The 20336-nt window shown below is 73.0% G+C and carries 15 protein-coding genes; 9 read left to right on the plus strand and 6 right to left on the minus strand.

Going from position 1 to position 20336, the window contains the following annotated elements; translation table 11 throughout:
* Nucleotides 1-11 precede the first annotated feature (11 nt).
* From eccD to RM812_RS27315, 4 genes are read left to right on the plus strand one after another with little or no spacing between them, the layout of a single operon-like run.
* A complete protein-coding gene (gene eccD / locus RM812_RS27300; protein ID WP_311577584.1) occupies nucleotides 12-1373 on the plus strand; it encodes a type VII secretion integral membrane protein EccD in 1362 nt (453 codons plus the stop codon).
* A 33-nt stretch (nucleotides 1374-1406) separates the two neighbouring features.
* Nucleotides 1407-2501, plus strand: coding sequence for a hypothetical protein (locus RM812_RS27305; RefSeq protein ID WP_311577451.1), 1095 nt, complete (start codon nucleotides 1407-1409; stop codon nucleotides 2499-2501).
* Entirely contained in the window at nucleotides 2498-6463 is a 3966-nt protein-coding gene (gene eccCb, locus RM812_RS27310; protein WP_311577454.1) for a type VII secretion protein EccCb, read from the plus strand. The genes RM812_RS27305 and eccCb overlap by 4 nt, the downstream gene beginning before the upstream one ends.
* On the plus strand, nucleotides 6460-7863 hold the full coding sequence (locus tag RM812_RS27315; protein WP_311577457.1) for a DUF6177 family protein: 1404 nt from the start codon (nucleotides 6460-6462) through the stop codon (nucleotides 7861-7863). Before eccCb ends, RM812_RS27315 begins: the two co-directional genes overlap by 4 nt.
* Nucleotides 7864-7885: 22 nt before the next feature.
* Here the strand turns inward: RM812_RS27315 and RM812_RS27320 are convergent, their stop codons facing one another.
* The 6 genes from RM812_RS27320 to RM812_RS27345 all read right to left on the minus strand — a co-directional run bounded on the left by RM812_RS27320 (nucleotide 7886) and on the right by RM812_RS27345 (nucleotide 15410).
* Nucleotides 7886-9949, minus strand: a complete 2064-nt coding sequence (locus RM812_RS27320) for a pectinesterase family protein (protein WP_311577460.1) — start codon at nucleotides 9947-9949, stop codon at nucleotides 7886-7888.
* 89 nt (nucleotides 9950-10038) lie between these two features.
* Nucleotides 10039-11460, minus strand: coding sequence for a sensor histidine kinase (locus tag RM812_RS27325; RefSeq protein WP_311577462.1), 1422 nt, complete (start codon nucleotides 11458-11460; stop codon nucleotides 10039-10041).
* Nucleotides 11457-12197, minus strand: a complete 741-nt coding sequence (locus RM812_RS27330; protein ID WP_311577465.1) for a response regulator transcription factor — start codon at nucleotides 12195-12197, stop codon at nucleotides 11457-11459. Before RM812_RS27330 ends, RM812_RS27325 begins: the two co-directional genes overlap by 4 nt.
* A gap of 120 nt (nucleotides 12198-12317) precedes the next feature.
* Nucleotides 12318-13415: a S1C family serine protease gene (locus RM812_RS27335; protein ID WP_311577467.1), complete on the minus strand. Its 1098-nt coding sequence runs from the start codon at nucleotides 13413-13415 to the stop codon at nucleotides 12318-12320.
* 123 nt (nucleotides 13416-13538) lie between these two features.
* Complete coding sequence (locus RM812_RS27340) at nucleotides 13539-14561, minus strand: LacI family DNA-binding transcriptional regulator (RefSeq protein WP_311577469.1); 1023 nt, start codon at nucleotides 14559-14561, stop codon at nucleotides 13539-13541.
* A 63-nt stretch (nucleotides 14562-14624) separates the two neighbouring features.
* Nucleotides 14625-15410, minus strand: a complete 786-nt coding sequence (locus tag RM812_RS27345; RefSeq protein WP_311577471.1) for a winged helix-turn-helix transcriptional regulator — start codon at nucleotides 15408-15410, stop codon at nucleotides 14625-14627.
* Nucleotides 15411-15645: 235 nt separating this feature from the next.
* Between RM812_RS27345 and RM812_RS27350 the strand changes: the two genes are divergently transcribed.
* The 5 genes from RM812_RS27350 to RM812_RS27370 all read left to right on the plus strand — a co-directional run bounded on the left by RM812_RS27350 (nucleotide 15646) and on the right by RM812_RS27370 (nucleotide 20322).
* Nucleotides 15646-16506: an alpha/beta hydrolase gene (locus RM812_RS27350; RefSeq protein ID WP_311577473.1), complete on the plus strand. Its 861-nt coding sequence runs from the start codon at nucleotides 15646-15648 to the stop codon at nucleotides 16504-16506.
* A 61-nt stretch (nucleotides 16507-16567) separates the two neighbouring features.
* Nucleotides 16568-16822, plus strand: coding sequence for a MoaD/ThiS family protein (locus RM812_RS27355; protein WP_053133327.1), 255 nt, complete (start codon nucleotides 16568-16570; stop codon nucleotides 16820-16822).
* 3 nt (nucleotides 16823-16825) lie between these two features.
* On the plus strand, nucleotides 16826-18088 hold the full coding sequence (locus RM812_RS27360) for a hypothetical protein (RefSeq protein WP_311577477.1): 1263 nt from the start codon (nucleotides 16826-16828) through the stop codon (nucleotides 18086-18088).
* Nucleotides 18089-18304: 216 nt separating this feature from the next.
* The gene (locus tag RM812_RS27365; protein WP_311577479.1) at nucleotides 18305-19042 is read left to right on the plus strand and encodes an LmeA family phospholipid-binding protein; all 738 of its coding nucleotides are present in this window, start codon (nucleotides 18305-18307) and stop codon (nucleotides 19040-19042) included.
* Nucleotides 19043-19476: 434 nt separating this feature from the next.
* The gene (locus tag RM812_RS27370; protein WP_311577484.1) at nucleotides 19477-20322 is read left to right on the plus strand and encodes a sulfurtransferase; all 846 of its coding nucleotides are present in this window, start codon (nucleotides 19477-19479) and stop codon (nucleotides 20320-20322) included.
* The last annotated feature ends 14 nt before the right edge of the window (nucleotides 20323-20336 follow it).

The following is a 20336-nucleotide window of genomic DNA, read 5'->3' on the forward strand; positions in this document are numbered from 1 at the left end:
TCGAACGCGTGATGTCCACGGGGTCCTTGAGTCGTGCCGCGACCACTGGTCGTACCGCGCTCAGCAGAGTCACCCTGGTCGGTGAGCGGCGTCGGGTCGATCTCGTGTTGCCGTCGCGGGAGCCCGTCGGGGTGCTGTTGCCCGAGGTCATGCGGTTGCTGGACGACCGGGTGGGGGAGCGGCCGGAGTTGCGGCACCTTGTTCTGCCGGACGGGTCCGCCCTCGCGCTCGACAGCACGCTCGAGTCGGCGGCCGTTCCCGACGGAGCCGTGCTGCGGCTCGTGCGGGTCGAGGACGCCCCCTCCGCACCCGTCGTGCACGACGTGACCGACGAGGTCGCCGATGACCTCGACGTGCGGGCGTGGCGCTGGCGACCCGCGGTGCGTCGTGTCGTCGCCGGGGGTGCGACCGTCCTCTTCGCCTTCGTCGCAGCCCTGTTGGCGCGCGGTGAGTTCGCGGCTTCCGGCTTGGGAGCCGGGGTGCTCGGCGGCGCGGCGTTGTGCGCGGTGGCCGGGGTGCTGTGCGGGCGAGGGCGGCGGCAGGCGCCGGCAGCGACGCTGCTGGTCACCGCGGCCGCGCTGGCCGCCTTCGGTGTCTGGGCGTGTGCCGACGCCTACGGGTGGAGCGGTGCCGCGCGGCTTGCTGGCCTGGTCGGTGCCGTGGTCGTCGTCCTGCTGCTCGCCGGGTGGGTCACGCCGCTCGGGCGTGGTGCGCTCGTCGGGGGTGGGGCCCTCGCCGGGTGTGCAGTGCTGTGGGAATCGGCGCTCGCTGTGCAGGACGACGTGGCCCGGGTCGGTGCCGTGGCGGCCGTGGTCTCGGTAGTCGCCCTCGGGGTGCTGCCGCGGCTGGCGTTGATGGCGTCCGGTCTCACGGCGCTGGACGACCGGCGGGCCGGCGGCGCGTCCGTCAGCCGGTACGACGTCTCCACCGCCCTCGCCGCCACCCACCGCGGGCTGGTGCTCGCCACCGTCGCCCTCGCCGTCTCCGCCGGAGCGGGCGGCGTGCTGGTGCTGCGCACCGTGTCCGTGTGGACCGTGCTGCTGGCCGTCGCCGTGACCGTCGCGCTCGCGCTGCGCGCCCGTGCGTTTCCGCTCACCGCCGAGGTCGTGGTGTTGCTCCTCGCCGCCGCCGTGGTCGCCGTGCGGCTCGTATGGGTGTGGAGCGAGTACGCCGGGGCCGGCGGGCCTCTCGCCGCGCTCGGTGTGCTTGCCCTTCTGCCGTTGCTGGTTCTCACCGTGGAACCGGCCGAGCACGTGCGGGTGCGCCTGCGGCGGGTCGGTGACGTGCTGGAATCCGTGGCTGTGATCGCCCTGCTGCCGCTGGTCCTGGGGGCGTTCGGCGTATACGCGCGGCTCCTCGGCACCTTCGCCTGAGAGCCTGGAAAGCGGACACACGGTGGGGAGCGTATGACCGGGAGCGGTGGCGGCGACTGGCAGCGCGACCTGGTACGGGAGCTGACCGAGGGCCCAGTGCCGGGCAGCCCGGCGACTCACACGTCCGAGCCGGAGCAGCAGCCCCAGACGCAGCCCCAGCCCAGGCCCCCCGCCCCACGGCAGCCTCGCGACCCCCGCACCCCGGCCCCCGTCCCCGAGTCCCTCCCCACCGTCGACCCCCGCCTCGCCATCGCTCTCGGCCGCCCCCGGTACGGCGACTCCGCCGCGCGGCGGGCCGGGGCCGGTCTGCGGCGGCTCACCGCCTCCGCCGGGCGGGAGGTGGCCGAACAGACCAGACACGCCCAGGAGTTGCAGCAACCCGTTACCACCGGGCGGGTCGTCGCCGTGACCTCGATCCGCGGTGGGGTCGGCAAGTCCACGGTCGCGGCGCTGCTCGGCCGTACCTTCAACCACTACCGGCAGGACCCCGTCCTGACCCTGGAGGCCGATGCCGCGCTGGGCACGCTGCCGGTGCGCATGGGCGCGGAGTCGGTGCGGTGGTCCGCGGCCGACCTCGCTTCCCTGCTCAGTCCCGCCATGCAGCTCACCGACGTCACCGGATACCTGGTGCCCGTGGCCGACGGAGGCTGGCTGCTGCCCGCCGGGCAGGGGCGGGTCGGCGCCCCGCTGGACGTGGCCACCTACCGCACGGTCACCCTCGCCCTGCGCCGGTACTTCGCCGTCACCGTCGTGGACTGCGAGACGCTGCCCGGCGAGGTGGCCCGTACGGCGATGGACACCGCCCACGCCCGGGTGGTGGTGGCGCCGATGACCGCCGAGGGCGTCCACGGCACCCGGCAGGTCCTCGACTGGCTGGCCCGTCTTCCGCACTCGGCGCTGGCCTCCACCGTCGTCGCACTCAGCGCCGCCACCCCGGACGCCACGCTCGACGCCAAGGCGGCCACCGCCCACCTGCGCGAGCCCGGCGTGACCGTGGTCCCCCTGCCCTACGACCGTCACCTGGCCCAAGGAGGCCCCATCCACACCGCCAAGCTGGCCCGCGACACCCGGGACGCGGCCGTCCGCCTGGCCGCCGAGGTGATGCGGCGGGCGGTGAGGGTGCGATGACCCAGCGGCTCGTCCACCGCCCGGCGCGTTCCACCCGCCCGCTCGCCCCCGCCGAGCCGCGCACGATCGAGCCGCCGCCGAACCTGCCCGAGGGCAAGGTCGGGAGCGCGGCGACCGCCCTGCTGCCGATGGCCGGCGTCATCAGCTCGGTCGTGCTGATGACCGTCATCCGCAACAGCCGGTTCGCCGTGCTCGGCGCGGTCGTGCTGGTCGCCGCGCTGTTCGGCGCGGTCGCGCTGTTCCTGTCCCAGCGCGGGAAGGCGCAGCGCACCCGGCGGGTGCAACGGGAGCGGTATCTGGAGTACCTGGAGGAGCTTCGGGAGGACTTGGGCGCCGAGGAGCGTGAGTCGCGGCGTGCCGCGCGTGAGCTGAACCCGCCGCACGCGGCCCTGTACGACCTCGTCCGGGATCCGGCGCGGCTGTGGGAGCGCCGTCGTGGGGACGCCGACTTCCTGCACCCGCGGCTGGGCACCGGTCACGTGCCCGTCCAGGAACTGGCCATCGGACAGAACAGCGCGGGCGGCGTGCTCACTCCGCCGGACCCCTTCATGCTCAACGAGGCCCGGGCGCTGCGAGGCCGCTTCGCCACCGCCGCCGACTTCCCGCTCACGGTGCCGCTGGACCGGGCCGGGAACGTCAGCGTCATCGGTGAGCGCGACGACGTACTGCGCGTCGCCCGCGCACTGCTGGTCCAGACCGCCGTCACGCACGCCCCCGACGACGTCTCGTTCGCCCTGGCCACCGCCGACGAATCGGCGTGGGCCTGGTTCAAGTGGTTGCCGCACGTCCTCGACCCGCAGACGTACGACGGTCCGGTCGCCGCCCGGCGGATCGCCCCGGACCTCGCCCGGCTCGCCGGGTTGTGCGGCGCCGACCTGCGACAGCGTGCCGCGTACGCGGCCGAGGTGCGGCGCGGTCTGTCCGGCCCGGACGCGCTGCGGCTCACCGGCCGGCTCCTCGTGATCAGCGACTCCTACGGGGACACCGCCTCCGATCTTCCGCTGCCGGACTCGGCGGTCGGCCCGGCCCACATGGGCGTCACCGTGCTCCACCTGCTGCGTGAGCAGGTGCACGAGCCGGACCAGGTCAGCGTCCGCATCACCGTCGACGGTGACCGCGTCGTCGTCGACGACCTGCGCGGCACCCTCACCCGGGGCACCGCCGACCCCGTCACCGCCGCCGGCGCCGAGGGCGTCGCCCGCATGCTCGCCCCGCTGCGGCTGTCCGCGGAGTCCGCGGCCGAGGGCACCCCGGTCTCCGGCGCGGTCGACTTCCCCGCCCTGCTCGGCATCGAGGACCCGGCCGACCTGGACCTGGCGAGGCTCTGGGCACCACGCGGTGAGCGGGACTTCCTGCGCGTGCCCGTCGGAGTCACGGACCGGCACGAACCCGTGCTGCTCGACCTGAAGGAGTCCTCACAGCTCGGCATGGGCCCGCACGGCCTGTGCGTCGGCGCCACCGGCTCCGGCAAGAGCGAGCTGCTGCGCACCCTGGTCCTCGCCCTGGCCACCACCCACTCCCCGGACGACCTGGCGCTGGTACTCGTCGACTACAAGGGCGGCGCCACCTTCGCCCCCTTCGCGCAGCTCCCGCACGTGGCCGGTGTGATCACCAACCTGGAGAACCAGGCCGGCCTCGTCGAACGCGTCCACTCCAGCCTGGCCGGCGAGGTCAAGCGCCGCCAGCAGGTGCTGAAGGACGCCGGAGACGTCGCCGACATCGGCCACTACGCCACGCTGCGCGCCACGACCCGGCCCGACCTGGAGCCACTCCCGCACCTCTTCGTCGTCATCGACGAGTTCGGCGAACTGATCGCCGCCAAGCCCGACTTCATCGACCTGTTCCTCTCCATAGGCCGCATCGGCCGCTCCATCGGCGTGCACCTGCTGCTGTCCAGCCAGCGCATCGAGGGCGGCAAGCTGAAGGGCCTGGACACCTATCTGTCGTACCGACTGGGGCTGCGGACGTTCTCCGCCGACGAGTCCCGCACCGTCCTGGACACCACCGACGCCTTCCACCTGCCGCCGCTGCCGGGCTTCGGCTACCTGAAGGTCGACACCTCCACCTACGAGCGGTTCAAGGCGGGGTACGTGTCCGGCGCGTACCGCGGTCCGACCCGGCGCGAGGAGCGCGCCGACGAGCCGCTCGCCCGCCCCTACCCGGCGTACAACACACCAAAGGAGCCCGAAGAGAACGACGAACCGGTTGCAGCCAAGCGGGAGACCGGGCCGACCGTCCTGTCCGTCATGGTCGGTCGGCTGGCCGCGGCGGCAGCACCGGTACGCCGGATCTGGCTTCCCCCGCTGCCCGACGTGACGACCCTGGACCGGGCCGCGGGCCCTCTGCGGGCGGGGCCCCAGGGGCTGCGCCTCGCCCACGAGGACGGCCCGCTGCGCGTCCCGCTCGGCACCCTCGACGACCCGGCCCGCCAGTGGCAGCGGCCCTGGCTCCTGGACCTCACCGTCGCCGGCGGTCACGCGGCGGTCGTCGGCGGACCGCAGTCCGGCAAGACCACCCTGCTGCGCACCCTCGCCCTGTCCCTGGCGCTCACCCACACCCCGTACGACGTCGCCGTGTACGGCCTCGACCTGGCCGGGGGCGGGCTGTCGGCCCTGTCGGGGCTGCCGCACGTCGGCGGCATCGCGTCCCGCGCCGACCACGAGCGGGCCGCCCGCACCGTCGCCGAGGTGCGGGCGATGCTGGCCCGGCGGGAGGAGCTGTTCCCTGAGCACGGCATCGACTCCGTCGACCGGCTCCGGCAGTTGCGTACGCAGGGTCGGCTCCCGGAGCTGGGCGCCACCGACGTCGTACTCCTCGTCGACGGTTTCGGCGCCCTGCGGGACGAGTTCGCCGACCTCGAGGACGCGGTGACCGACCTGCTCAAGCGGGGCGGCGGCTACGGCGTCCACGTCGTCGCCGGCATGCTGCGCTGGAACGACGTCCGCATCGCCACCCAGTCGATGTTCGGCACCCGCGTCGAGCTGCGGCTGAACGACCCCGCAGACTCCTCCATCGACCGCAAGCTGTCCGAGACCCTCGCTCCGGACGTGCCGGGCCGGGTGCTGACCGACGGCAAGCTGTTCGCCCACACCGCGCTGCCCCGCATAGACGACCGCCCCGTCGCGGACGACCTGGGCCCGGCCCTCGAACGCACCGCCCGTACCCTCCGCGCCTCCTGGCACGGCGCCGTCGCCCCGCCCGTGCGGGTCCTGCCCACCCGGCTGCCCGCCGCCAAGCTGCCCTCCCCGGCCGAGGAACCGCACCGCATACCCCTTGGCGTCGACCAGGACACCCTCGCCCCCGCCCTGCTCGACCTCTTCGCCGAGGACCAGCACCTGCTGATCCTCGGCGACAACGAGTGCGGCAAGACGAACCTGCTGAAGCTGATCGCCGGCCGGCTCGTCGAACGCCACACGGACAAGGACCTCGTCTTCGGCGTCTACGACCCACGGCGCGGCCTGCGCGGCGCGATCCCCGAGCCCTACCGCGGCGGCTACGCCCACAACGCCAGACTCGCCGCGGCCCTGTCCACCGGCATCGCCGCCGAACTGGACAGACGCCTGCCGGAGAGCGCGGACCCCGACGCCGTCCCCGAGGACGAACCGGCCTTCACCGGACCGCGGATCGTCATCCTCGTCGACGACTACGACATCCTCACCACCGCCGGTCAGCAGCCTCTGGCGCCCTTTCTGCCCTACGTCTCCTCGGCCCGGGACATCGGCCTGCACTTCGTCGTCGCCCGCCGCGCCGCCGGGTCCTCCCGTGCGCTGTACGAGCCGCTGCTGACCACCCTGCGCGAGACCGGCACCACCGCGCTCCTCATGACCGGCGACCGCACCGAGGGCCAGATCTTCCCTGGCCTGTACTTCTCACCGCAGCCGCCGGGCCGGGGCACGCTCGTCCGGCGCGGCCGTCCCCACCAACTGATCCAGACCGCCCTCACAGGTGAAGAGACCCCGTGACCAAGGATGTCATCGCCCTCACCCCCGCCATGCCGGACCTGCGTACCCTCCTGGCCGGCCTCTACGCGGGCGGCCCCGATCTGGGCGTGAGCACCCTGGCCGACGGGGCCGTCGTGCAGCTCTGCGCGCCCGACGGCCACCCGCTCGTGTCGGTGGAAGCACCCGTCCTGGTCCAGGTGCCCGGCGAGACGACCCGCCTGCTGGGCAGTGCCGGGCCGGAAGCGCCGGTGTGGTGGACCGAGGCGCGGGCCTCCACGGCGATCGCCGAGGCCGGGCGGCTCGCGGGGTCCTTCGCGGGGCGGCTGGCCGCCGTGCTCGGCGGCACGGTCTGGCCGCCGTCGGCCGCGACGACCGAGGTCGTGCCCCTGACCACCGACGTCTCCGCCGTCCGGGTCCCCGCCACCGGCACGCCGGCCGTGGACGTCCTCACCACGACCACCGCCGTGGTCATCCAGGACCGCCCGCTCGTCCCCCTGACCAGCTGGCTCTCCGACGCCCTGCGCACCGCGGCCGACAGCGACCGGGCCCTGCAGATCGTCACGCCGCCCACCGCACGCCTCACCCTGCCCACCCGCGCCGCACTGCACGGCCTGCCCAACCGCTGGGTGGTCCAGGACCCCGAGCACGGCTACTACGACGGTCTGTCCGGCGCCGTACTCCACTGGAAGGGCGGCACGTTCACCCCCGTACGCGACGAGGAGGGCAAGGCCCGCCTGGCGGAGGCGTTCACCGCCGCCGCCCTCGTCCCCGGCGACCGCCAGTTGCTGCTCACCCTGCGCACCCGTCACACGCCCGACACGGACCTCGTGCTGGGCCGCTCACTGGAAGCGGCCTTCAGGCATCTCACCGGCAGCCCGCCCGTCGGCTGGAGCACGGCCGAACCGGTCAACCTGCCCTGGTCCACCCGTGAGCTGACCGACCTGGCGCGAGCGCGCGCACCCCGGCCCACCTGGCTGGTTGCCGTCGGGGCCCCCGACCGTCCCGCCATCGCCACCGTTCGCGTGCTGCGCACCCCGGCGGGCGTCGAGGAGGACATCTCCCTGGCCCTCGGCTACGGCGACGGTGGACCACCGCCGCTGGGCGCCGTCGAGGAGCTCGTCGCCGAACTGGGCACCGGGCACGGACTGGTCACCCTGCTCACTTCGATCCGGTCCGCGCGCCGGGACCTCACCGTGCCCGCCCAGGCCGAACAACCGCCGGTCCCCGCGGCGTTCACCCTCGGCCACGGCGAGGCCGGGCGTGTGGGCAGGGGCCGGGCCGAGCGTCCCCCCGTCGGGCCGCCGCCCGTGCGCCTCGGCCACGTCGGCGAGCCCGCGCTGCACTACCGGCTGGGCGACGGATCGGATCCCGGCGCGTGGCGCAGGTTCCGGGCGCTCCTCGGCCATCTGCGCCCGGCGTAGCGGGTGGGTTCCGCGGGACCCGCTACGACGCCGTGGGCACCCAGCCGCCCAGCCAGTCGCCGATCTCCTGGTCCGCCGCCTGGGCGTCGGTCAGGTGGGGGCGGTCGGTGCCCGCCGGGCCCGCGCCGGGGCCCGTGTTGCGGTACTCGGCGAAGCGGTCGTCCTTCCAGGAGAAGCCGCTCATGTCGCTCCAGGGGGTGGACCTGATCGCGGCGCTGAGGGTGGTGTCGCGGACCGTGGTCTGCGGGTCGAGGGAGGCGTCGCCGCCCGCGTGCCAGGGGCGGCCGAGGTGGAAGGTGCGGTCGGCGACATCGCCGTTGACGGCGGAGTTGGCGATGAGGATGCCCTTGCGGTTCGCGGGGGTGCTCGGGGCGGTGACATAGCCGCCCGAGGTGCCGTCCCAGCGCTTCTTCAGGGTGATGACCGACCGGTCGATCACGGCCGTCGCCCGGCCGAAGATGAAGTCGACGTTGCCGACGACGTAGGAGTTCGTCATGCGGACGCGGCCGAGCCGGTCCTTCGACGCCGTGTCCAGGAGCAGTGTGTCCTGGTCCCCCGTGACGATCACGCCGTCCAGGAAGACCTTGTCGGCCGCCGTGCGCAGGGCCACCGCCTGGTGCCCGGACAGGGACTGGTTCGCCTTCTCGTCGAAGTCGTTCGAGATCGTCAGGTTGCGGGCCTGGAAGTCGTCGGCCTCGACGGCGACCGTGGCGCTGCCCGCGGTGCCGTAGGTCCCGGAGCCGTCCGGCTTCGGCGTCCCGGAGGCGTTGCCGTACACGATCACCGTGTCCTTGCGGCTGCTGCCGGTGCCCTGGAGGGTGACGTGCGGTTTGTTGGAGGGGATCCTGACCGTCTCGCGGTACGTTCCCGGCTTGACCGCGATCACGACCCGGTCCGGGTTGTTCGCGGGTACGGCGTTCACGGCCGCCTGCACGGTCCGGTACTGGCCGCTGCCGTCCTGGGCGACCGTGAGGGTCGTCGCCGCCTTGGTGGCGGCCGGCGTCGTGCCGATCGAGCCGCGCGGGCCCGTGCCCGACCTGAGCAGCGACGGCACGTCCGCCGCCTTGTCGAGCGTGTAGGCGTAGTACGTCTTCGGGTCGAAGGCCGTGCCGCCGCCGCTCTCGTTGCGGCCGCTCGTGCCGGTGAAGACGCTGCCGCGCTGGACCAGGGCCGCGGTGCTGTCCCTGGTGACGGGGTTCCTCACGCCCTGGAAGTAGCTGTTCTCCAGGACCATCTTCGTCCTGCCGCGCGCGTAGTTGCCGTAGGCGGACGTGACGTCCGTGCCGGGGGCGTCCTCCAGGTAGTTGTTGTAGAGGTGCGCGTGCGCGGCGTTGTCGGTGGACGGGTTGCGCTGCTCGGTCTCGCGGAACCAGTTGTGGTGGACCGTGATGTCCGTGGTGACGTTGTCCGTCCAGCCGATGCCGAACGTCTTGTTGTTGTCGCTCAGCTTGTTCCAGGACACCGTGACGTTCGTGCTGTCCTTGCGGACGTCGATCAGGCCGTCCGCCATGTGCCGCAGGTCGTTGTGGTCGATCCAGACGTGGTGGGCGCCGTCCATCTGGATCGCGTCGAAGTCGTGCTCCTTGTCGTTCCACACGCCCTGGTACGAGTCCCGGATCGTGAGGTTCCGGATGATCACGTTGTGGACGCCGGTGCCGAGGAAGAAGCCGCCGCCGACGATCTGGCCGGCGGTGCCGGAGCCCACGATCGTCTTGTCCGAGGCGACCTTGATCTCCTTGCCGACCGGGGCCATGTCGATCGTCCCGGCGACGACGATGACGTACGGCTCCGCGGCCGTCGCGTACTTCTCCAGCTCCGCCTGCGTGCGCACGGTCACCGTCTCGCCGTCCCGGCCGCCGTACGTGCCGTTCTGGCCGAGGGCGTTGACGGAGGCGAAGCCGTCGGCGGTCGCGGTCGCCCAGTCGGGCGCGGACGCCGCGGCGGACGCCTCCCGGGCCCCTGAGCCGAACACGCCGAGGTCCGACCCGTAGACCAGGGTTCCCGTGGCGGTCAGGGCGAGGGGGAACCCGATGGCCAGGGCCTTCCTGCCCTTGCGGTGACGGGGCTTGCTGCGGTGCTCACTCATTCAGCGATCCAATCCGAGTGGGGGGGATGGTCCGCCGCTGAGTCGCCGCCCGGCACGGAAAGGTTGCCGCCGGCCGGAATCAGTCCGTCCTACGGCACCTCGGGAGGTGGCGTAGGCGCCCCCGGCAGGCGGATCGTCGCGGTCGTGCCGCCCCCCACCGCCGGGGTCAGGGTCACCTCGCCGCCCGCCTGCTGCACCGTCCGCGCCACGATCGACAGGCCCAGGCCGGAGCCGGGCAGGGCGCGCGCGCTCGGTGAGCGCCAGAAGCGGTCGAAGACGTGGGGGAGTTCGTCGGCCGGGACGCCGGGGCCGTGGTCGCGGACGGTGAGGACGCCGTCGGCCAGGCGTACCTCGACGGTGCCGGTCTCCGGGCTGAACTTCACCGCGTTGTCCAGGATGTTGACGACCGCGCGTTCCAGGGCGGCCGGTTCCGCCCGTACGTACCAGGGCCGGACGTCCGCCGTGATCGTCAGCTCCGGGCCGCGCAGGCGGGCGCGGCGCAGGGCCGACTCGACGACGTCGTGCCAGGCGAGGATCCGGGTGCGGCCCGCGTGCTGGCCGGTGTCGGGGCGGGAGAGTTCCTGGAGGTCGCCGATCAGCGCCGCCAGTTCCGTCATCTGTGCCTTCAGCGAGGCGAGCAGCGCCCTGCGGTCCGCCTCCGGGATCGGGCGGCCGGTCTCCTCGCTGCGGGTGAGGAGTTCGATGTTGGTACGCAGGGAGGTGAGGGGGGTGCGCAACTCGTGGCCCGCGTCGGCGATGAGCTGCTGCTGCAGGTCGCGGGAGCCGGCCAGGGAAGAGGTCATGCTGTTGAAGGAACGGGAGAGGCGGGCGATCTCGTCGTCGCTGTCGTCCTCGACGGGGATGCGGATGGCCAAGTCCTCGGTGCGGGCCACGTGTTCGACGGCCCGGGTCAGTTCGTCCACGGGACGCAGGCCGGTCCGGGCCACCCAGAGCCCGGCGGCGCCGGCGCCGACGACTCCGGCGCCCGCGACGAAGACGAGCACCAGGGCGAGGTTGCTGAGGGAGCTGTTCACCTCGCCCAGCGGTCGCGCGGCGGAGACGGCGACTTCCGGCACACCGGGCACGGTGTAGGTGAAGACGCGGTACCGGGTGCCGTCGGACCCGGTGGCGTTGTGCAGCGCGTCGGAGGACGAGCCCTCGGCCACGGCGTGGTCGGCGCCGGTGAGCGGGACCTCCTCCGTACCGATGATGAGGCAGCTCCCGCCGGTCCGGTCCACGAGCTGTACGGAGGAGCCGAAGGGGTTCTGTTCGTGCGTGACGGGATCGTGCGCGCACAGGCCGGTGCGCAGGTTGACGTACTGGCTCACCTGCTGCCCGTCCATGCGGTTCGCCTTCAGGGCCTCGTCCAGGGAGCTCACCAGCACGCTCTTCACCACGAACCAGCACGCCACCGCGGCCGCCGCCACGGCGAACGCCACCGCCGCCGCCACCAGCAGCGCCAGCCGGGCCCGGATGGGCAGCGCCCGGAAACGGCGGACCGGCCCTGTCACTCCGCGCCGCCCTGCCGCAGGACGTAGCCGACGCCGCGGACCGTGTGCACGAGGCGCGGTTCGCCGCCCGCCTCGGTCTTGCGGCGCAGGTACATGACGTACACGTCGAGGGAGTTGGACGACGGCTCGAAGTCGAAGCCCCAGACCGCCTTCAGGATCTGCTCCCGCGTGAGGACCTGGCGCGGGTGCGCCATGAACATCTCCAGCAGCGTGAACTCCGTGCGGGTCAGTTCCACGCGCCGCCCGCCCCGGACGACCTCCCGCGTCGCCAGGTCCATGGTCAGGTCGGCGAAGGTGAGGGAGTCGTCGTCCTCGGCGGTGGCCTCGAGGGCCGCCGCGTAGGAGCTGCGGCGCAGCAGCGCGCGGATGCGGGCGAACAGCTCGTCCAGTTCGAAGGGCTTGACCAGGTAGTCGTCGGCGCCGGCGTCCAGACCGGTCACCCGGTCGCCGACCGTGTCGCGGGCCGTCAGCATCAGGATCGGGGTCGTGTCGCCCGCGCCGCGGATCCGGCGGGCGGCGGTCAGGCCGTCCATGCGGGGCATCTGGATGTCGAGGACGACCAGGTCGGGCCGGTACGCCGCCGCCTTCTCCAGGGCGTCGGCGCCGTCGACGGCGACCTCGGTGCCGTACCCCTCGAAGGCGAGGCTGCGCTGGAGGGCTTCGCGGACCGCGGGCTCGTCGTCGACGATCAGGATGCGCTGGACGTCACGGTCGCGGTCGCCTTCTGCGGGGCTCATGGGCTCGGCTTCCTCGGGTGCGATGGGTGGACACGGTGGGTGCGATGGGTGCGGTGGGTGCGACGGATCCGGTGGGACACGGCTGCCCCCGCGTTCAGCGTCGCACGTTCTCGTGCCCGCTCAGCCGTCGGCGCCCGCCCGCAGCTTCGCCAGGTCGGCCTTGACGGTGTTGATCGGGATGGCGAAGCCCAGGCCGACGCTGCCCGCGCTCGCGGAGGACTCGGTCGCCGAGTACATCGCGGAGTTGATGCCGACGATGTTGCCGTTCATGTCGATCAGCGCGCCACCGGAGTTGCCCGGGTTGAGGGAGGCGTCGGTCTGGATCGCCTTGTACGTCGTCGTCGACGAGCCGGTGTCGCCGTTGAACTCCCGGCCGCCGAACTCGAACGGCCAGCCACCGCCCTGGCGCTGCTGTTGCTGCTGCTGGTCCTCGTCCGTCGAGACGGTCACGTCACGGTCCAGGGCCGAGACGATGCCGCTGGTCACGGTGCCGGTCAGACCCTCCGGGGAGCCGATCGCCACGACCTGGTCGCCCACCCGGACGCCGGCGGAGTCGCCGAGCGTGGCGGCCTTGAGACCGGAGGCGTTCTCCAGCTTGATCAGCGCGAGGTCCTTGCCGCTGTCGGTGCCGACGACCTGCGCGGTGTACTGCTTGCCCTCGTTCGTCGTCACCTTGACGGACGAGGCGCCGGACACGACGTGGTTGTTGGTGATGATCTCGCCGTCGCCGGTGATGACCACACCGGAACCGGTGGAGGAACCGGCGTTCGAGGTGGCGTTGATCTCCACGATGCTCGGGCTGACGGCCTGGGCGACCCCGGAGACCGTGCCCTTCTGGCTGGAGGGCACCACGGTGGTGCTGGTGGCGCTGGAGGCGACGGTGTCGCTGCCCGTCAGCTCCTGGATGCCGTAGGCGGTGCCGCCGCCGACGGCCGCCGCGACGATCGCCACGGCCGCGAGCAGGGCGACCGGGCCGCGACGTGCCGCCCGCTTCCTGGGCGGCTGCTCGGGCTGTGCGGGCTGCATGAGCTGTGCGGGCTGTGCGGGCTGTGCGGGCTGCGCAGCCTGCGGGGACTCCGCGGGCGGCTGCGCCGGCGGGGGCGGCCACTCGGGGTTGACGGGAGAGGAGGCGTGCTGCGGGGTGCCCTGGTACGGGTTCCCGTACGGGTTCTCTTGCGCGTGCTCGTACTCGCCGCTGCGGCGGAGGCTCTCGGTCATGTCCATGAGCCTCCCGCCCCCGGATGAGAGCGACCTGAGTGCTGCCTGAGAAGCCCGGCAGAACCTCGTATGCCCGATATAAGGACCCGGGTCGGGGTGGACAACCAGGCCAGCCGCCGGAGGCTACTCGCAGCCGCAGGACCGCCGTACCACCAGCCGCGACGGGAACACCTTCAGCCGCTCCCGTCGTGAGCCCGCCACCCGCAGACCGTCGTCGAGGACCAGGTCCACGGCGGCCCGGGCCATGGCCGAGCGGTCGGAGGCGACCGTCGTCAGCGGCGGGTCCGCCAGGCCCGCCTCCTTGATGTCGTCGAAGCCGGCCACCGCCAGCTCGCCGGGCACGTCGATGCGCAGCTCGCGGGCCGCGCGCAGCAGGCCGATCGCCTGGTCGTCGGTGGAGCAGAAGATCGCGGGCGGACGCCGGGGCCCGGACAGGAGCTCCAGAGCCACGCGGTACGCGTCGTAGCGGTTGTACGGCGCCTCGAAGAGCCGGCCCTCGGTGGAGAGCCCGGCCTCCTTCATCGCGCGCTTCCAGCCCTCGACGTGGTCGGAGACCGGGTCGCCGACGGACGGGGTCTCGGCGGTGCCGCCCATGCAGGCGACGTACTCGTACCCGTGCTCCAGCAGGTGGCGTACGGCGAGCTGGGCGCCGCCCAGGTCGTCGGTGACGACGGCGACGTCGTCGATGGCCTCGGGGCGCTCGTGCAGCAGGACGATCCGGGCGTCCCAGGCGTCGATCTCGGCGGCGGCCAGGTCGTTCAGGGCGTGGCTGACCAGGATCAGGCCGGAGACGCGCATGCCGAGGAAGGCGCGCAGGTAGTGGACCTCACGCTCGCCGACGTAGTCGGAGTTGCCGACGAGGACCATCTTTCCGCGCTCGGAGGCGGCCCACTCGACCGCGTGCGCCATCTCCGCGAAGAAGGGCTGGCGCGCGTCGGGCACGATCAGGCCTATGAGGTCCGTGCGCCGCGACGCCATCGCCTGGGCGACCCGGTCCGGCCGGTACCCCAGTTCCTTGATCGCGGCGAGGACACGCTCGCGCGTGGCCGGGGCGACCGGCCGGGGTCCGTTGTTGATGACATAGCTGACGACGGCGGTGGAAGTCCCCGCCAGTCGCGCCACATCGTCCCGAGTCACCTTGGCCACGCGCGGAGTCTACGCGGATGGACCCGCTCCGGGCAGGGCGTGTCACACCTTGGTCGACGTCGCCTAAGCGGTGCCCGGCGCCGCCGCCCCGGACTCGGCCCTGTCCTTCGCCTCGCCCTTCGCCCCGGCGTCCTCCGCGGCGCGCTCCGTCTTCTCGGGCTTCTCGGGCTTCTCGGGTTTCTCCGGAGTGACGAAGCGGTAGCCGACGTTGCGGACGGTGCCGATCAGCGACTCGTGCTCGGGGCCGAGCTTGGCGCGCAGCCGCCGTACGTGCACGTCGACGGTGCGGGTGCCGCCGAAGTAGTCGTAGCCCCACACCTCCTGGAGGAGCTGGGCGCGGGTGAAGACCCGGCCCGGGTGCTGGGCGAGGTACTTCAGCAGCTCGAACTCCTTGAAGGTCAGGTCCAGGACCCGGCCCTTGAGCTTGGCGGAGTACGTCGCCTCGTCCACCGACAGGTCGCCGTTGCGGATCTCCATGGGGGAGTCGTCGCCGACGATCTGCTGGCGGCCCATGGCCAGCCGCAGCCGGGCCTCGACCTCCGCCGGACCGGCGGTGTCCAGCAGGACGTCGTCGATGCCCCAGTCGGCGGTGACGGCGGCGAGGCCGCCCTCGGTGACGACGAGGATCAGCGGACAGCCGAGCCCCGTGGAGCGCAGCAGCTGGCACAGGCTGCGGACCTGGGGCAGGTCACGGCGCCCGTCGACGAGGATCACGTCGGCGCCGGGGGTGTCGACCAGGGCCGGGCCCTCCGCCGGGGCCACGCGGACGTTGTGCAGCAGCAGGCCGAGGGCGGGGAGCACCTCCGTCGACGGCTGGAGGGCGTTGGTCAGGAGCAGCAGAGAGCTCATCGCGCCCCACCTGCCCGGGTCGTCTCACGGTCGTGCACGGTTCGCTCGCCCATAACGTCTGGTTCCTCCTCGGTCCCTGCGAGGACGTTTACGGCACTGCTTCGTACGGGTGCGGATCCCGTGCCCGTGGGGCCCGCCGCGCGACCGGGAGGTGAACGCACGCCAACGCTCCCGAAAGCACGAAAGGACCCGGGGGCTACATCGCCCGAGTCCTCTGCCCAGCAGAATAGCCGACATGAGCATCCGTCCGTCAGGTCATGTGGCGCGTTCCACCCTTGGTCCGCATCGTGAGACGCCCCCCGGGGTGTCCCGGAAGACGACACGACGGACGCCCGCACGGACTTTCCTCCGGGCGGCCGACGGGGTCCGGATCGACGCCGTGTACGAGCCCGGCGCCAGCGGCCACGACGCCTGTGACCTGGTCTTCGTCGTCGCGCACGGCTTCACGGGCGACGCGGACCGCCCGCACGTACGGCGGATCGCGGCGGCGCTCGCGCGCCACGGGGCGGTGGTCACGTTCTCCTTCCGGGGCCACGGTGCGTCCGGCGGACGGTCCACCGTCGGTGACCGGGAGGTGCTCGACCTGGCGGCGTCGGTCGCCTGGGCGCGCGGCTTCGGGCACGCGCGCGTGGTGACCGTCGGCTTCTCCATGGGCGGCTCGGTGGTCCTGCGGCACGCCGCGCTGTACGGCGACGACGGCGCGGCCCGCACGGACGCCGTCGTGTCGGTGAGCGCCCCCGCCCGCTGGTACTACCGGGGGACGGCGCCCATGCGCCGGCTGCACTGGCTGGTGATGCGCCGCACCGGGCGCCTGGTGGGCCGCTACGGACTGCGCACCCGTATCCATCACCGGGACTGGGACCCGGTGCCGCTGTCGCCGGTGGAGGCGGTGCCGCGGATCGCCCCGACGCCCCTCCTGGTCGTGCACGGCGACCGGGACGGCTACTTTCCCGTCGACCACCCCCGGATGCTGGCCGAGGCCGCCGGTGACCACGGCGAACTCTGGCTGGAACCCGGCATGGGCCACGCGGAGCACGCCTCCGGCGAGGAGCTGCTGCGCCGGATCGGCGACTGGGCCGTGACGCGGGCGGGCTAGCCTGAGGTGTTCACTGCCGGGCGGCACGGACGCCGACCGGCACCGGCGACGAAGGATCCAGATGGCAAAGGTCACGGTGCGCTACTGGGCCGCCGCGAAGGCCGCGGCGGGGGTGGCCGAGGAGCCGTACGAGGCGGCCACGCTCGCCGACGCGCTCGGCGCGGTGCGCGAACGCCACCCCGGCGAACTCACGCGCGTGCTGCTGCGCTGCTCGTTCCTCGTCGACGGCGACCCCGTGGGCACCCGCGGACATGAGACGGTACGGCTGGCCGACGGCGGCACGGTCGAGGTGCTCCCGCCGTTCGCAGGAGGGTGAGCGATGACCAACCAGCCGCACCGACCGCATCAGTGGAATCAGCCGTACGAGGGACACGAGGGACACGAGGAATACCAGGCGTACGCCGGGTACGACGCCCAGGCGTGGCCCGGGCATCAGCAGCCCCAGGGGCAGCAGCCGTACCAGGCGTACGAGGACCCGGACGCCGCCCAGTACACGCAGCAGTGGCAGGGGCAGACCTGGGAGACCCGGATGCAGCCGCCGGTCTCGGCGGAGGAGACGGCGTACATGCCGCCGCAGACCCCACAGGCCCCGCAGCCGTACCAGCAGCCGGCCGCCGCCCCGTACGGAACGGCGACCGGTGGCCACCCGCAGCCGACGTACCCGGCACAGCCGCAGCCACAGCCGCAGCCGTACGAGTCACAGCCGTACGGCCCCCCTGCGCCCGCCACCACGGCCTCCGCCGCCGCCTCCACCCCCACCGCGCCCTCCGCCGTCACGGAGTCCCCCGAGGCCCCGGACTACGGCCCGGCGACCCTCGCCGGGAACACACGGATCACCGACGCGCAGCGCGCCCGCGCCGAGGGGCGCTCGCCGATCATCGACCCGGGGATGCAGCCCGCCGGGCTCACCGCGCTGCTCGGGCTCCTGCTGGCCGGTGCGGCGGCGCTCGGCACGTACGCGCTCCTCGTCCCGCTCGTCGTCCTCCAGGCCGTCACCTCGGCGGGCTGGTTCCGGCTGAACGGCATGTGGCCCGCCCGGCAGGGCATCGCGCTGGGCTTCGCGGGCGCGCTCGCCGCCGACGCGGCGCTGCTGGTGTCGGACCGCTCCCCGGCGGCCATCCTCGGCGCGCTCGGGATGTGGGTCCTGCTCTCCCTCGTCCTGCAACTGCGCTCGCACGCCGACCCCGACGAGCGGATGTACGGCCTGATGGCGACCGTCGCGGCGGCGGCCCTCGCCGTGATCGCGGGCGGGTACCTCGCCGCCGACGCGGACGCGGTGACGGTCGGTGCGGTCGCGGTGGCCGTCGCCGTCGTGGCCCGCGCCCTGCCGCTGCCGACGCCGGCGTCGGTGGTCGTCGCGCTGCTCGCGGCGGCCGGGGCGGGAGTCGTGGTCGGTTCGATGACGGGGCTCGGGACGCCGGGGGCGCTGCTCGGGGCGGGCGCGGCGGTGTGCGCGCTGATCGGCCACCGGGTGGCGGCGTACGACTACCCCTCCCGTTTCGTCCACTTCACGGCGGGCGTGGCGCTCCCCCTCGCGGCCGCGGCACCGGCCGTGTACGTGCTCGGCCGGGTCCTCGGCTGAGGCCGGCGGGGCCGTCCGACGTCCGTCGGGCACGGGTCCCGCTCCCCTCGGAGCCGGGCGCCGACCCGGCGCCCCCGTGCCCTCCGGACCGGCTCCCCTGTCACAGGTGATCGACAAAACGCCGGAGGCCCTTGCCGGTCGCGTTACCCTCGCGCTGGACGTCCGTCGGTCGTCGGGGCCGCCGTCTTTGACTGCACAGGGTTGGGGAAACACCGCATGCGCGCACTGCGAATACTGCTGATCGTCGTCGTGATTGTCGGCGGCCTCTTCGTGATCGCGGACCGGGTCGCGGTCAACTTCGCGGAGGGCGAGGCGGCGGACAAGCTGCGGAGCAACGAGAACCTGGCGTCGACGCCGGACGTCTCCATCAAGGGCTTCCCCTTCCTCACCCAGGTCGTCGGCGGCGAGCTGGACGACGTCGAGATCGGCATCGACGACTACGAGGCGGCCACCGCCAACAGCACCGAGAAGATCCGTATCGACGACCTCCGGGCGAACATGAAGGGCGTCGAGTTCTCGAGCGACTTCGGCTCCGCCACCGCCGCCTCGGCCACCGGCACCGCGACCGTCAGCTACGACGAGCTGATGAAGGCCGCCAGGTCCGAGCCGACGGACGTCGCGCCCGGTGTCAGCGCCAAGGTCATCGGCCTCTCCGACGGCGGCAACGGCAAGATCAAGGTGACGCTCCGGGCCACGGCCTTCGGCGTCGAGCTGCCCGAGCCGGTCGAGGTGCTCAGCACGGTCACGGTCAAGGACAACAACGTCGAGGTCGTCGCCGACGGCCTGCCCGAGGTCGGCGGCAAGGAGCTCGCCGAGTCGCGGATCCGGGCCATCACCGACTTCCAGCAGACGATCGACGAGCTGCCGGGCGGCGTCGAGCTCGACAAGGTCCAGGCGGCGAAGAGCGGCGTCGAGATCACGGTGAAGGGTTCGCACGTGCGGCTGGCCGGGTAGGACGACGGCGGCCGGCGGGCCGGTCCGCAGCCCCCGCGCAGGCAGGGCGCGGCGTCCGCCAGGCGAGACGGTGTCGTCCGTACCGCAGATGCGACGACGGGCGCCCCGGCCCGGGCGTCCTCGCGCGGCGCCGCGGGAGCCGCCTCCATCCCACATAACGGACGATCCCGTCTCAGAATGCGACACCCCGGTGACACGCCCCGCTGTCCGTCCCTACGATCGGGCCTTATGAAGCGCCAGGCGGACCTCACGAAGCGGCGGGCAGTGGACCTGTGCCGCGTTGCCGCCATGCTCTGTCGCACCTTCTGAGCGGACGGCGACGCCGCCGTCCGTGCCCCTCACCGCCCTGCTCAGGGCATCCGCGCGCCGCCCCGGCATGAGCGCGCACACCCTCTCACCGCACGTCCCGCCGCAACTGCCCCGGAGGAGAAAAAATGAGCCGCAGCGACGTCCTGGTCGACGCCGACTGGCTGCAGGACCACCTGGACGACCCGAACATCGCGATCGTCGAGGTGGACGAGGACACGTCCGCGTACGACAAGAACCACATCAAGAACGCGATCCGGATCGACTGGACCCAGGACCTCCAGGACCCGGTCCGCCGCGACTTCGTCGACCAGGAGGGCTTCGAGAAGCTCCTCTCCGCGAAGGGCATCGCCAACGACACGCTGGTGATCCTCTACGGCGGCAACAACAACTGGTTCGCGTCCTACGCCTACTGGTACTTCAAGCTGTACGGCCACGAGAACGTCAAGCTCCTCGACGGCGGCCGCAAGAAGTGGGAGCTGGACGCCCGCGAGCTGGTCGACGGCACCGAGGTGCCCGAGCGCCCGGCCACCGACTACAAGGCCAAGCCGCAGGACAAGTCCATCCGCGCCTTCCGCGACGACGTGGTCGCCGCCATCGGCGCGCAGAACCTGGTCGACGTCCGCTCGCCCGACGAGTTCTCCGGCAAGCTGCTCGCTCCGGCCCACCTCCCGCAGGAGCAGTCGCAGCGCCCGGGCCACGTCCCCTCCGCCCGCAACATCCCGTGGTCGAAGAACGCCAACGACGACGGCACCTTCAAGTCGGACGACGAGCTCAAGCAGCTCTACGTCGACGAGCAGGTCGACCTGGCGAAGGACACCATCGCCTACTGCCGCATCGGTGAGCGTTCGGCCCTGACCTGGTTCGTCCTGCACGAGCTGCTGGGCGTGGAGAACGTCAAGAACTACGACGGCTCCTGGACCGAGTACGGCTCCCTCGTCGGCGTGCCGATCGAGCTCGGCGCCAACAAGTAAGTCCGCCCCCTCTC

Origin of the sequence: Streptomyces lancefieldiae (assembly GCF_031845825.1) — a bacterium.
GTDB lineage: Bacteria > Actinomycetota > Actinomycetes > Streptomycetales > Streptomycetaceae > Streptomyces > Streptomyces lancefieldiae.

Coding starts and splice junctions, on each gene's coding strand:
- eccD (WP_311577584.1), top strand. CDS start 12: ATGTCCACGGGGTCCTTGAGTCGTGCCGCGACCACTGGTCGTACCGCG.
- RM812_RS27305 (WP_311577451.1), top strand. CDS start 1,407: ATGACCGGGAGCGGTGGCGGCGACTGGCAGCGCGACCTGGTACGGGAG.
- eccCb (WP_311577454.1), top strand. CDS start 2,498: ATGACCCAGCGGCTCGTCCACCGCCCGGCGCGTTCCACCCGCCCGCTC.
- RM812_RS27320 (WP_311577460.1), bottom strand. CDS start 9,949: ATGAGTGAGCACCGCAGCAAGCCCCGTCACCGCAAGGGCAGGAAGGCC.
- RM812_RS27330 (WP_311577465.1), bottom strand. CDS start 12,197: ATGAGCCCCGCAGAAGGCGACCGCGACCGTGACGTCCAGCGCATCCTG.
- RM812_RS27335 (WP_311577467.1), bottom strand. CDS start 13,415: ATGACCGAGAGCCTCCGCCGCAGCGGCGAGTACGAGCACGCGCAAGAG.
- RM812_RS27345 (WP_311577471.1), bottom strand. CDS start 15,410: ATGAGCTCTCTGCTGCTCCTGACCAACGCCCTCCAGCCGTCGACGGAG.
- RM812_RS27350 (WP_311577473.1), top strand. CDS start 15,646: ATGAGCATCCGTCCGTCAGGTCATGTGGCGCGTTCCACCCTTGGTCCG.
- RM812_RS27355 (WP_053133327.1), top strand. CDS start 16,568: ATGGCAAAGGTCACGGTGCGCTACTGGGCCGCCGCGAAGGCCGCGGCG.
- RM812_RS27360 (WP_311577477.1), top strand. CDS start 16,826: ATGACCAACCAGCCGCACCGACCGCATCAGTGGAATCAGCCGTACGAG.
- RM812_RS27365 (WP_311577479.1), top strand. CDS start 18,305: ATGCGCGCACTGCGAATACTGCTGATCGTCGTCGTGATTGTCGGCGGC.
- RM812_RS27370 (WP_311577484.1), top strand. CDS start 19,477: ATGAGCCGCAGCGACGTCCTGGTCGACGCCGACTGGCTGCAGGACCAC.